This window comes from Peribacillus glennii, assembly GCF_003429105.1.
GTDB lineage: Bacteria > Bacillota > Bacilli > Bacillales > DSM-1321 > Peribacillus > Peribacillus glennii.
Genome location: NZ_QVTD01000005.1, coordinates 1 through 12,069 on the forward strand (window position 1 = coordinate 1; position 12,069 = coordinate 12,069).

Below are 12,069 nucleotides of genomic sequence, written 5' to 3' on the forward strand. Positions count from 1 at the left end.
ATCAAACTCTCCGAAGAAATGTTTGAATAGCTCATTTTTGCTTTTAATGTCTGTGCTGACTAAAAAAACGTTGGCGCTTTGTTTTGTTCAGTTTTCAAAGAGCAATTTCTTTGTCGTTTCTCTCAGAAGCGACTTTATCATCATAACACCACTCACTCACTATGTCAACATCCAGTTTTAAATGTTTATTAAGTATGTTGTGAAGCGTGTAAGCTTTCGTCTTAGCGACAATAAATAATATATCATGCTGAAAATACTTTTGCAATATATTTTTTCAACATCAATAAGTTTTATTACACACGGGTTTTCTTTTTTATTTTCACTAAAAGTGCATAAAGGTTTTTCTCTATTGTCTTTACCGCATAATTGTGAAGGAAAGCGAATATTATTATTTATACATTAAATACTGGGGGGAAGCAATGGACTTGGTACTAGTCGGACTAATCGTTTCGTTTATTATGTGTTTATATTTGTTTAGCATTGCATTTTTGGAAGCAATGAAAATCAGCAATCAAGAGGGAAAAGTCAGAGGCTCAACATTAATTATGAGCGTGTCAATGGCGTTCATCTTTACTCGCTTTATATATGTTTTTTATGAATAAAAGCAGTAAGTTGAATTTCAGGCTGAAGTGACCCCAAAAAGTTAGAGTTTTATATTAAGGAGCTGATTGGCAGGTATGGATACGGTATTGAACCGGGCTCATGCCTGCCAATTTTTACTTGATACGCTTGTTATAATAATAATAGATATATTTTTCAATTCTCTTCTTTAATTCCTCCAATGAGTACAGTGCTTCTCCATAATACATTTCTTGTTTCAGTAACCCGAAAAAGTTCTCCATCGGTGAATTATCTAAATAGTTCCCTTTTCCCGACATACTCTGCAACACCTTATATTCCTTGAGTGTCTTTCCCCATCTATTATGTTGATAATGACTCCCCTTGATTAGAATGTACAGTAGTTCTGTACTTTGAATCTTTTACAATTTTGGGGTTTCCGTTAGAGGTGTGAGGGCTAATTCTAAGGGTGGGCGCATACTTATCCCATACGAAAAAAATTTACTTTTTCTGTTCTTATCTTTATCAGACATGGATGGGCGTCCTTTAGGTTTATTTTAGGACTTCAACACCCCTTTCATGAAAAGCTTTCTTCCATAAAGCTATCCTAGGAGGATCTGTTAAACCAAAATGAAGGGCTGTTTCCGTTTCTGAACAACCTGTTCTCTTCATAAAGCTAAATACTTCGACCTTGAATTGAACAGAATAGGTTACCCTGTTTTTCTTCCTTCTTAATCCTTTCTCTCCGAATTTCTCATATATTTCTACCCATCTCAAAATTGGAGCACTGTCTTTCATACCATACTTTTTAGCTAGTTGGTTATATGACAATTTCCCTTCTTGATACTCTTTAACTAACAGTAATTTAAATTGTTCACTAAATTCAGCCATAAAAATACACCCCAAAAGTTAGCGTTCACTCTAACTTTTGGGGTGCAGTACCGGCTTACTGCTTTTCCCATCCCCAAGCATTTTCTTTTAAATGTCGTTTTTGTTTTGCCCGCTAACCGCATCGTTCGCCGCTCTCATTTTGTTTTCATTTTTCAGATACATAATAAGACCAGCGATAATGACAAAGCCTCCCAGGCCTTGAGTCCAGACTATCTTCTCTCCTAATAGAAGGTAGGCCAGGATTGAAGCGCCAATCGGTTCCATTAAAATTGCCATGGAAATCGTTGTGGTGCTCAACCACTTTAATGACCAATTAAAAAGGGAGTGTCCCAATAAATTTGGAAATACCGCAAGCAGGACAAAATAAATCCAATCAGCCGCAGGGTATGGTGCCAGTGATTCTCCTGTTAAGATTACATACAACAATAAAGTTACAGTGCTTACCGTGTACACAACAAATGTATAGGTTACCGATGATATCCTTTTTCTTACCGACTGTCCGAATAATAAATACCCAGTGACAAGTGCACAAGCAATTAGCGCAAGAACATCGCCCCAAAGAGCAAGGCCGCTTATTTGAAGGTCACCCCATCCGATCACGATACTTCCGCCAATCGCAATGATCCCACTTAAAATGGTCCGAATCGAAACGCGGTCTTTAAAAAACAAAAAAGCTCCTACAAAAGCAAATAACGGCTGAAGGGTTACTAACACGGTAGAACTGGCAACTGATGTGTAATCCAATGATTCAAACCACAGTATGAAATGAAAAGCCAAAAAAACGCCCGCAAGAATGGAGAAACAAAAATCCTTTTTTCCAAGCTTCAATAATTCATGTATGTTTCTGCTGGATAAAAAAGGGATCGTCAAGCACACTGAGAAAAGTAAGCGGTAGAAAGCTATAACGGCGGAGGGGGCCGTAGAAAATTTAACTAAAATGGCTGAAGCAGAAACGGATGCCACCCCGATGGCCAGCGCTAAATATGGATTGAACATTGGTTCTTGCATTTATATTTCCTTTCTATAATAATGTTTTAATTAAACCTGTTATCCATTGTAATCTTTAATTTTCATGGCAACAATTTATATTTTCATAGATTTAAGTATGTTAATTTTGGGTATAAGGAAAAATTAATCAGCAGGAAATTTCACTAATGGAGGATGGACGGTGTAGCATATGGCAATGGAATGGATATTTGACCCTGAATTAGAAATTCAAATATTGATAAAGCTCGGAATTTCGGCAGTATTGGGTTTAATAATTGGTATCGAGCGAGAGATGAAAAGAAAACCTGTTGGCTTAAAAACCACATTGGTCATTTCAATAATAAGCTGTTTGCTCACAGTTGTCTCAATTGAATCTGCCTACATGTTTCCCGGGAGTGATGATCTAAATGTTACGATGGACCCTTTGCGTCTAGCTGCACAAATTGTTTCCGGCATCGGTTTTTTGGGAGCGGGTGTAATTCTTCGCCGTGACAATAACAGCATTTCGGGATTAACGACAGCTGCCATCATCTGGGGAGCAGCAGGAATTGGAATAGGAGTAGGCGCAGGTTTTTATATCGAATCAATTGCCGGAGTTATTTTATTAATTATCAGCGTAGAGATCATTCCCGCTACACTAAAGGTAATCGGACCGAAACAGCTGAGAGAGAAAGAAATCATGCTAAAGCTTATCATCCATGAAAAAGAGGATATTGCCAAGGTGATGGAAATGATACAAGAGAATAAGATTTCAGTGAAAAATATCCGTATTAAGGACCTTGATGAGAACCGGCATTCGGTTCAACTCAGAATTACAGTCGACCAAAAACTAAAAACGACAGACGTGTATTATACGGTCTCCAATATTGAGGAAATAGCCAAGGTTGAAATTGAAAACCTTTAACTGCCGTTGCATTTTGCATAGCTTTAATTTTTTTTATAAAACTATCTTGACTTTTCCCCAGCACATAGCTAAAATAAATCTTGTGACTTACACGGGGCATTAGCTCAGCTGGGAGAGCGCTACGCTGGCAGCGTAGAGGTCAGCGGTTCGAGCCCGCTATGCTCCATTCCAAAAACCCTTGAGAAATCAAGGGTTTTTTCTTATGTAACTAGAGATCTGCAATATTTAAAGTTCAGCATTACGGTTCCAATAAAAAGTTCTTGCTGTTTTCTTTCTTCCTATGGTGGTACAACAAACAGATATAGTCACATGTATGTCCGGTCACAACAAACTGGACGTAAATGATACAATTCATGACGGCAAAATTTTATCCTTCTCCTGTACCTCACTTATTTATATTCAAAGGCCCCATTATTGCTATATTATTTGCTCTTGTCAAGATTGCTTTATTATATAAATATTACAACCAGTGACTTGAAGATTCGGCTGCCATACTGGCAGCCTTTTTCTGTTGCACTAAATGCAAGGTTACTACATAGAAGGGAATTTTTCCTTTCTTATCGAAATAACAAAAGGAGTAAAATACCCTGTCAAATAGGAGTTGATGAGCGATCTAAAAAATCATTCAGCATTCTATAAATCAGATATTTCATTTACTAAAGAACTTGAGGCAAGAGAAGATCTACTCTGAGTGGGGAATTTCATGTCAAAATGCAAGGGACTTACATAAGGCCTGGAGATCTAATTAAAGCATGTCATGGAGGCAGCCTCTCATAACGCAATTCGGCATGCATTGAACAATCAATCCGCTTGCAATCTTTTGAAGTTTGAGGAGCAGAAAAGCTGGCACCATAGTCAGGCATCGGCAGTTCAGAATGCATTATCGTAATGCAAAATTGATATTTTGAGGAGGAATATAAATGGAGCATATTATCGTGGATACACAGAATGGAGTTCGCACCTTGACACTAAACAGGCCAGAGTGCCTCAATGCCGTCAATGATAAACTTAGTAATGAGATTATCCAGGCTATTGCGGAGGCATCGGCTGACGACGAAGTTCGTGTCATTGTTATAACCGGGAGTGGTAGAGGTTTTTGTGCAGGTCTTGACCTGTCTGATTATGCGAAGAGAGATACATCCATCTATTCCCGTCATAAAAAATTAGATGACTTGGGCTGGGTTGGTCATCAAGCGTTAGGTATCGTTCAATGTGATAAACCGGTCATTGCTGCGATTAATGGGATAGCTGCGGGCGCAGGACTCGCCCTGGCTCTTGCATGCGACATGCGCTTTATGTCTGCTGGCGCAAGGGTAACAGCCGGGTACATACGACGTGGTCTTAGCCCCGATGCGGGAATGACCTATTTTTTACCTCGTTTGGTAGGAACCGCCAAAGCTGCGGAATTGATATATACAGGGCGGGACATCTATCCCGAAGAAGCCGAGCGGATCGGTTTGGTAAACGGAATATTCCCTGATGAAGAATTTCAAGATAGAATTATGAGTTTTGCGAGGGAATTAGCGGAAGGTCCACCCGTTGCGATGACATTTTCCAAAAGATTGCTTGCGGCAAGCCCTGATTTGGATCTTACGACTATTTTAAAACAAGAGTACGCTTCCATCAAAGTTTGTTTCGGAACAAAAGACGTCAATGAAGGGGTTAAAGCCTTTGCCGAGAAAAGGAAACCCGTTTTCCGGGGCGAGTAAATATATATCAAATAGTCGGCACACAAAATTCAGAGCTTAATTAGTGCAAGATAATCGGGAGTGAAAACGATTTGTACTTGAACTTATGGGTCCTTTAGTTTAGTTACAGGCTGCCGTTTTGGCGGCTTTTCCTTGTTATATTGAACTGGGCAGGTAATTAAATAAGGGCTAAAAGGTGATAAACAATTTCATGATTTTATTTTTTGTTAAAAGGGAATGTAAATAATAAAAGGGTAAAAGTGTGGACCCCATAATATTTGTAGCTATTGGTACTATTCTTTCTGTAGCATCGAATGTGAACAAGAGGAAATATTTTAGGATGAAAACGGCTTACTGGACTGTATTGAACCAGGACAGTATAATAATGGTAGCAAAGTAAGGTTTTGCCCCACATTATAGATCCTACGAAAAGGAGTGATCGATATGACCCGCATAACCGAAAATGTAAACGCATACAAATTTCTTACACCTTTGCTTATATCCGGATTTTTCTTCTTCCTAAGTTTTTATTTACGCATTTTAAACGTCTACATTTATGTCTTCACACTTCCATTCTATGCCCTATTCTTATTCATCTCTTTGTATCTTTTTTATCAAACGGACAAAAAAATGAAAAACCATGGCGAAAAAAATTGGAGCCGCTATTCCTTTTATCACAATTGCGTCGGCATTTATTTTGTCTTATCCGTCGTTTTATTCTTCGTTTCAGTTTTTTATATCCCTTTCTACAATGATGGCGGACAACTATTCATCTGGTACTGTGCTCCCATGAGTCTCCTATGTCTAATGAGTTTAATTAATTCCAGGAAGCGGTTAAAAGACAACACCATCGACCCGCCTGCGAAAACAGGTACATGAATTTTGGGAATCCCATTCACTCCATTAATGTCAACAGATAAAAAGACTGGGAAGCCAGCTCAGTCTTTTTATCTCTGTAATATAGTATTTTCTGGCAGCATAGAGGTCACAGGATGAGCCGCTACACTCCATCATTAAACTCTTAAAGCAGTATTGGTTCTAGGAGTTTTTAGTGTCCGGAATGACAGCAAAACAATCACCGCCTGCGATTATCATCGAACTTTAAATTGCCCCGCAATTATATTTTACAAACCTCAACTATGCCGGCATTATTTCAATCAATTTTCACCCACTTCCGCTTTGGACGCCGCTTCCCCAATAAACCCATTAAACACTTAACAATCCGAAAATCAAAAACCTGCCATAAAGTTGCACACCATAGTAAACAGATATTGCTAGCATAATTCACCATGGAATTTCTAATCATAATCAGGAATCAGTTTTTATACAAAAGGAGGTAATGGGATAAATGAGCAAAGACAATCAGAGTCATATGATACATTCGCAATATGTTGATAAAAAGATTGATCAACTTGAGTCACAACAAAAAAATCAGAAAAATAAAACAAGCACTACAAATGAGATTCAGCCAATGGCAACTGAGGATGGGTTGACACAATAACGACCCTCACAAGCCCTGCTGGCGCATATATGCTGGCAGGGTTTCGTCTAACCTCTGTTAGAGCTATCACAAGAAGTATGTTAGCCTTGGGAATCATCCGGATATCTCCACTTTCTAGGGTTCAAGATGTTTATTCCTCAATAGATTCGAACCATCCAAGCTTTATCAATTACTCCCCCATTTGATCAGGCCTTCCTTTTTTCCGCTTCCCACCCTTATGCAGATTGCACCCCGGCCACTTTCGCATGAAAAAAAAGCGGATCTTTGTCACAAAACAAAGGCCCGCTTTTTTATAATTAGTCACCTAAATCTACGTTGTGGTATACTTGCCGCACATCTTCCAAATCTTCCAATGCATCAATCATTTTTTCAAATTGTGCTTGTGCGTCCTCAGGAAGCGTTATATCACTTTGTGCAAGCATGGTTAGCTCTGCAACTGTAAAATCAGTAGTGCCGGCATTTTTGAACGCTTCTTGCACGGCATGGAACTGATCAGGCTCCGCATAAACGATCACCGTGTCGTCTTCTTCTATAATGTCACGTACATCCACATCTGCTTCCATCAAAAGTTCAAGGGCCTCTTCTGCTGTTTTGCCTTCAATGCCGATGACAGCTGTGGCATCAAACATATAGGCTACAGATCCGCTTACCCCCATATTACCGCCATTTTTGCCAAATGCAGCGCGCACATCCGATGCAGTGCGGTTCACATTATTAGTCAGTGCATCTACAATAACCATTGATCCATTTGGCCCAAAGCCTTCATAGCGAAGTTCGTCAAAGTTTTCTTCCGAACCGCCTTTTGCTTTTTCAATCGCACGGTCAATGATCGTTTTCGGTACATTGTAGGTTTTTGCACGCTCGAGTACGACCCTCAATGCCTGGTTGGTTTCCGGATCCGGTTCACCCTGCCTCGCAGCCACATAAATCTCGCGGCCAAACTTTGCATATACACGGCTTGTATTTGCATCCTTTGACGCTTTCTTTTCTTTAATATTGTTCCACTTACGGCCCATCGTGTTCACTCTCTTTCAACTTTAGATCTACTTTTATTAATTATTATGAATAAAGCGGCTGGTTCAACAGATTATATTATACATGATTCTTTATACCATTTACATTACAACCTGTTCTCTATATGACATTTGTCATGTATTATACATGACGCATGCTACTACAAAGCTTATGTTTAGCTGTATATAATAAGTGATAATGATATAGAAATGAAGAAAGGAAATAGATGCAAATGACCAATCAAAACACAAAGACGTTAAGGAAATTTGTCGCCCCTTTTGAAAAATCTGAAACCAACAAGAGTATCAGGCAGATCTTCAACACTATCGTGCCATTTTTCTTGCTATGGTTTCTGGCTTATCAAAGCCTGTCCATTTCTTATTTCCTGACACTTGGATTGGCTGTGGTTGCAGCCGGATTTCTGGTCCGGGTGTTCATTATTTTCCATGATTGCTGCCATTACTCATTCTTTAAAAACCGGAATGCCAACAAAGTCCTCGGAACGATAACGGGAATTATGACATTATTCCCCTACAGCCAATGGCAGCACGACCATGCAGTGCATCATGCTTCAAGCGGTAATCTGGATAAGCGTGGGACGGGAGATATTTGGGTGCTGACAGTGGATGAATATCGGGCTGCACCATTTTGGACACGTTTAGGATATCGATTGTATCGAAATCCTCTTATCATGTTCGGATTAGGACCGATTTATGTTTTCCTTATTACCAACAGGTTTAACAGAAAAGGTGCAAGGAGAAATGAACGCCTTAACACCTACCTTACTAACGTTGCAATCGTTATCCTGGTTGCTTTATTGTGCTTGACTCTCGGCTGGAAGTCCTTCCTGCTGGTACAAGTACCGATCTTTTGGATTTCAGGCGCAGCCGGTATCTGGCTTTTTTATGTGCAGCACACATTCGAGGATTCTTATTTCGAAGAAGACGAACACTGGGAATACGTAAAAGCAGCTGTGGAGGGTAGTTCATTTTATAAACTTCCGAAGTTGCTGCAATGGCTGACAGGAAATATCGGATACCACCATGTCCATCATTTAAGCCCAAGAGTGCCTAACTATAAGCTTGAAGCTGTACACGTCAATACACTTCCTCTACAGAATGTGCCGACGGTCTCGTTAGCCACCAGCTTAACTTCTATAAAATTCCGCTTATGGGATGAAGAAAGCAAAAAATTTGTTGGATTTAAAGACGTAAAGTCAGCATCAAAGGTAAAAAATGTCATGGCCCAGACAAAAACTGATTTATAGAGTAAAACTTCCTCCCCGTGTATGCAAGGACTTTTCATTATCCCGCATATTATGGGGATTTTTACTATCCCTATAGCCACCGTGATTAATAACTCAGGTCAAAGACTTTCCGTTTGACTATGTGATATGATAACAGCGTAATCAACATTTAAACCCCAAAAAGAGGTTCGCAAACATGTTAAAAAGGTATATGCTATCCCTAAAAAGCACTGGGATTTCTCCTTATATATGGACTATCCTTGGTATCTTGCCATTCTATTTTATCTTCCAGTCGACGTCCACGGTCGAAATTATCGTTGGGATTTTTTTAACGATTTTATTCTTTATCTTCTACCGGGCCGCATATATTTCAAGAGGTTGGACTGTTTATCTTTGGACTTGCATTCTCATCGGTTTTTCCATTACGACAACCATCCTTTACAGCTATGTTTATTTCGCTTTTTTTATCGCCTACTTGATTGGTAATATCAGGGGCCGCATCACTTTCCTCACCTTATACGTGATTCACTTAGTCGGTACGACCATATCGATCAACCTTACTTTCTTTTTACAAGAAAAGCTGTTCTTAAAGCAGTTGCCATTTGTTATCATCATTTGGATCAGCGTCATTCTTCTTCCTTTCAGCATCCGCAATAAAAAAGAGCTGGGACAGCTGGAGGAAAAGCTGGAAGACGCCAACAAACGCATTTCTGAACTTGGTAAACTGGAAGAGCGTCAGCGGATTGCCCGCGACCTTCATGATACACTCGGACAAAAGCTATCGCTCATTGGATTGAAGAGTGATTTGGCAAGGAAATTGATCTACAAAGATCCGGAACAAGCTCGGATTGAGTTAAAAGACGTTCAACAGACAGCCCGCACCGCCTTGAATGAAGTCAGGAAAATGGTATCGCAAATGCGCGGCGTCCGGCTGAATGAGGAAATGTTCCATGTAAAACAAATACTGAAAGCAGCCGGCATTAAAATGGAGAAAGAGCCGGATACATCCCTGGCGAATGTTTCCCTGTTCACTGAAAATATATTGAGCATGTGCCTTAAAGAAGCGGTAACCAATGTTGTAAAACACAGCGGAGCAACACACTGCCATATCTCCATTGAACAATCATGGGATGAGATTTCCATTACCGTACAGGACAATGGAAAAGGCACCTTATCTCAAAGAGATTTTGTAAAAGGCCATGGGCTGATAGGTATGAGGGAACGCCTTGAATTTGTAAACGGCAGCCTGGAAATCAAGGCACAAGAAGGAACAACGCTTATCATCACAGTGCCAATCGACGTGAAGCAGGCCGAAAAGGAGGAACTAAAATGATCCGGATCGTCATTGCTGAAGACCAGCGAATGCTATTAGGGGCCTTAGGTTCCCTGCTTAATCTGGAAGAAGATATGGAAGTGGTCGGGCAAGCGGGTAACGGAGAAGAAGCGATTAATCTCGTCCAGCGTTATCAGCCTGATGTTTGCATTATGGATATTGAAATGCCAGGAAAAACCGGGCTCGAGGCAGCTGAAGAAATAAAAGAACTGGGATGTAAAGTCATTATATTGACAACATTTGCCCGTTCTGGTTATTTTCAACGGGCTTTAAAAGCAGGAGTACGCGGATATTTATTAAAGGATAGTCCGAGCGATGAACTGGCAAGCTCCATCCGCAGTGTAATGGCTGGCAGGAGGATTTATGCACCTGAACTGATGGACGATGTGTACAGTGAGGAAAATCCGCTTACTGAACGGGAAAAAGAAGTATTGGTGCTGGTTGCAGACGGAAAAAACACAAAAGAAATTGCCGAAGAACTAAGAATCAAAACGGGCACCGTCCGAAACTATATATCGATGATAATGGATAAGCTCGAGGTGAAAAACCGCATTGAGGCCATCAAACAATCCCGGGAAAAAGGCTGGTTTAAATAAGCTGATTTGTGTTCCTCCGTATTATTGTATAACCGTCAAATGTTGATAATCATGACAATTTCTTTATTGAAAACGCCACGAAGCTGGCCCCTTTGCCTGCTGGGTAGCCCCGCGCCCAGAATTGCGGATTATAAACTCTGTACCTGGTTTCTCCCGTTTTCTTTCGCTTGATAAAGGGCAGCATCCGCGCGGGTTAGCAAAGAATGCTTGTCATCACCTTGCGTGTAAGTGGTCGCACCAAAGCTTGCGGTTACCAATTCTACTCCTGTAAATGAATGGGAGCCGATCATCAATCTGATTCTCTCGGCCTCCTCTTCAGGTTTATAATCCCCTGTCAGTATCAGGATAAATTCTTCCCCGCCCCACCGGCCAAAAAAATAGGTTTCTTGTTTATATTTCTTTAATAAAGATGAAATTTCTTTTAAAACGTTATCACCAACATCATGCCCATGGGTATCATTTATCGATTTAAAATGATCGATATCGAGTAAGATGATGGAAAAAGCGCCCGGAATTGCATCCTCGAACTGTTTCGTCAGAATGTCATCTATTTTCCTTCTATTGGGCAGGCTTGTTAAATGGTCTGTACTTGCAATTTGCTCGAGTTCCTGATTTATCAAATATACTTTAAACAGTTCTTGGATATAAAATAAGGCAAAAATAAAAACATATTGGGAAATAAAGAAGTTCAGCAGAATCCTTGTGATATCTTCCTGATAATCAAAATGAATAAATGCAAATACTGCGGTGGCTGCACTGACTGTGTGAATGACAAGCGAGAATGGTAAAGCCTTTTTCTTATCCAGCGATAAGAAGATTGAAATATACAGAAGCGGTATCCAAAACAGGAACCCCCCTGAATCATGCATATATCCCCGGGGAATTTCCACAAAGAGAATATGTTGAAAATAAAGTAGAAGTACAAATGCGACTACAGACAAAGTTACAATTTCAATGGCTCTAAACCATGCTTTTCTTACCAGCAATAAAACCAAGCCAGTCAAAAACCATGCAAAAAGGAGGATAATCCTTCAGAAAATCCTCGAAATGCAATGCTGAATGGGTAATTTTATAAAAGACCTGATTGATTACAAGTGAGAAGCCAAAAAAGGGGAATGCGACTAAATAGATCTTCCTTTTTAATTCTTCAAACTGTTGCAGCAAAATTAGCCCCTCCTTTCCCCTGACTTACCCAAATATTGGTACGGACTATCCTGCTATTCTAGTTTCCTTCATAAAAATCAGTATGTCTATAGGATTTTCTTTTTTTCGCCACAAATTTCGACCCGTATAGCATACGAACACCTGATACAAATGAAACATATGTTACTGTAGACTATAAAAGCAGAAG

General features: G+C 39.9%; 12 protein-coding genes, 1 tRNA gene and 1 pseudogene. 8 read left to right on the top strand and 6 right to left on the bottom strand.

The window, feature by feature from the left end; all coding sequences use genetic code 11:
* Positions 1-419 precede the first annotated feature (419 nt).
* On the top strand, positions 420-602 hold the full coding sequence (locus tag D0466_RS09485; protein ID WP_117322339.1) for a hypothetical protein: 183 nt from the start codon (positions 420-422) through the stop codon (positions 600-602).
* A gap of 114 nt (positions 603-716) precedes the next feature.
* Here D0466_RS09485 and D0466_RS09490 read toward each other — a convergent pair.
* The 3 genes and pseudogenes from D0466_RS09490 to D0466_RS09500 all read right to left on the bottom strand — a co-directional run.
* Positions 717-962, bottom strand: a pseudogene (locus D0466_RS09490) (IS3 family transposase); the annotation flags it as partial.
* Positions 963-1,110: 148 nt separating this feature from the next.
* Positions 1,111-1,449, bottom strand: coding sequence for a helix-turn-helix domain-containing protein (locus D0466_RS09495; RefSeq protein ID WP_117322341.1), 339 nt, complete (start codon positions 1,447-1,449; stop codon positions 1,111-1,113).
* A gap of 87 nt (positions 1,450-1,536) precedes the next feature.
* The gene (locus D0466_RS09500; protein WP_117322342.1) at positions 1,537-2,457 is read right to left on the bottom strand and encodes a DMT family transporter; all 921 of its coding nucleotides are present in this window, start codon (positions 2,455-2,457) and stop codon (positions 1,537-1,539) included.
* Between the two features lie 175 nt (positions 2,458-2,632).
* Between D0466_RS09500 and D0466_RS09505 the strand changes: the two genes are divergently transcribed.
* From D0466_RS09505 to D0466_RS22180, 4 genes are all read left to right on the top strand, one after another.
* Positions 2,633-3,340 (top strand): MgtC/SapB family protein, encoded by a 708-nt coding sequence (locus tag D0466_RS09505; RefSeq protein ID WP_117322628.1) that lies wholly within the window; start codon positions 2,633-2,635, stop codon positions 3,338-3,340.
* 93 nt (positions 3,341-3,433) lie between these two features.
* Positions 3,434-3,506, top strand: a tRNA-Ala gene (locus D0466_RS09510).
* Between the two features lie 754 nt (positions 3,507-4,260).
* Positions 4,261-5,049, top strand: coding sequence for an enoyl-CoA hydratase/isomerase family protein (locus D0466_RS09515; protein ID WP_117322343.1), 789 nt, complete (start codon positions 4,261-4,263; stop codon positions 5,047-5,049).
* A 1,327-nt stretch (positions 5,050-6,376) separates the two neighbouring features.
* The gene (locus D0466_RS22180; protein ID WP_158555878.1) at positions 6,377-6,529 is read left to right on the top strand and encodes a hypothetical protein; all 153 of its coding nucleotides are present in this window, start codon (positions 6,377-6,379) and stop codon (positions 6,527-6,529) included.
* Positions 6,530-6,825: 296 nt separating this feature from the next.
* Here D0466_RS22180 and D0466_RS09525 read toward each other — a convergent pair whose 3' ends face one another.
* Positions 6,826-7,545: a YebC/PmpR family DNA-binding transcriptional regulator gene (locus D0466_RS09525; RefSeq protein ID WP_117322345.1), complete on the bottom strand. Its 720-nt coding sequence runs from the start codon at positions 7,543-7,545 to the stop codon at positions 6,826-6,828.
* 230 nt (positions 7,546-7,775) lie between these two features.
* On the opposite strand from D0466_RS09525, the gene D0466_RS09530 reads away from it, so the two are divergent.
* The 3 genes from D0466_RS09530 to D0466_RS09540 all read left to right on the top strand — a co-directional run bounded on the left by D0466_RS09530 (position 7,776) and on the right by D0466_RS09540 (position 10,718).
* Entirely contained in the window at positions 7,776-8,810 is a 1,035-nt protein-coding gene (locus D0466_RS09530; RefSeq protein WP_117322346.1) for a fatty acid desaturase, read from the top strand.
* Between the two features lie 175 nt (positions 8,811-8,985).
* Positions 8,986-10,122, top strand: coding sequence for a sensor histidine kinase (locus tag D0466_RS09535; RefSeq protein WP_117322347.1), 1,137 nt, complete (start codon positions 8,986-8,988; stop codon positions 10,120-10,122).
* On the top strand, positions 10,119-10,718 hold the full coding sequence (locus D0466_RS09540; protein ID WP_117322348.1) for a response regulator transcription factor: 600 nt from the start codon (positions 10,119-10,121) through the stop codon (positions 10,716-10,718). The genes D0466_RS09535 and D0466_RS09540 overlap by 4 nt, the downstream gene beginning before the upstream one ends.
* A 128-nt stretch (positions 10,719-10,846) precedes the next feature.
* On the opposite strand, the gene D0466_RS09545 is transcribed toward D0466_RS09540, so the two are convergent.
* Positions 10,847-11,587, bottom strand: a complete 741-nt coding sequence (locus D0466_RS09545) for a GGDEF domain-containing protein (protein ID WP_117322349.1) — start codon at positions 11,585-11,587, stop codon at positions 10,847-10,849.
* Positions 11,588-11,678: 91 nt separating this feature from the next.
* A complete protein-coding gene (locus D0466_RS09550; protein WP_117322350.1) occupies positions 11,679-11,882 on the bottom strand; it encodes a hypothetical protein in 204 nt (67 codons plus the stop codon).
* Positions 11,883-12,069 lie beyond the last annotated feature (187 nt).

Bases quoted from the DNA above. Each gene is read 5' to 3' on its own strand.
- D0466_RS09485 (WP_117322339.1), top strand. From the start codon at position 420: ATGGACTTGGTACTAGTCGGACTAATCGTTTCGTTTATTATGTGTTTA.
- D0466_RS09495 (WP_117322341.1), bottom strand. From the start codon at position 1,449: ATGGCTGAATTTAGTGAACAATTTAAATTACTGTTAGTTAAAGAGTAT.
- D0466_RS09500 (WP_117322342.1), bottom strand. From the start codon at position 2,457: ATGCAAGAACCAATGTTCAATCCATATTTAGCGCTGGCCATCGGGGTG.
- D0466_RS09505 (WP_117322628.1), top strand. From the start codon at position 2,633: ATGGAATGGATATTTGACCCTGAATTAGAAATTCAAATATTGATAAAG.
- D0466_RS09515 (WP_117322343.1), top strand. From the start codon at position 4,261: ATGGAGCATATTATCGTGGATACACAGAATGGAGTTCGCACCTTGACA.
- D0466_RS22180 (WP_158555878.1), top strand. From the start codon at position 6,377: ATGAGCAAAGACAATCAGAGTCATATGATACATTCGCAATATGTTGAT.
- D0466_RS09525 (WP_117322345.1), bottom strand. From the start codon at position 7,545: ATGGGCCGTAAGTGGAACAATATTAAAGAAAAGAAAGCGTCAAAGGAT.
- D0466_RS09530 (WP_117322346.1), top strand. From the start codon at position 7,776: ATGACCAATCAAAACACAAAGACGTTAAGGAAATTTGTCGCCCCTTTT.
- D0466_RS09535 (WP_117322347.1), top strand. From the start codon at position 8,986: ATGTTAAAAAGGTATATGCTATCCCTAAAAAGCACTGGGATTTCTCCT.
- D0466_RS09540 (WP_117322348.1), top strand. From the start codon at position 10,119: ATGATCCGGATCGTCATTGCTGAAGACCAGCGAATGCTATTAGGGGCC.
- D0466_RS09545 (WP_117322349.1), bottom strand. From the start codon at position 11,587: ATGCATGATTCAGGGGGGTTCCTGTTTTGGATACCGCTTCTGTATATT.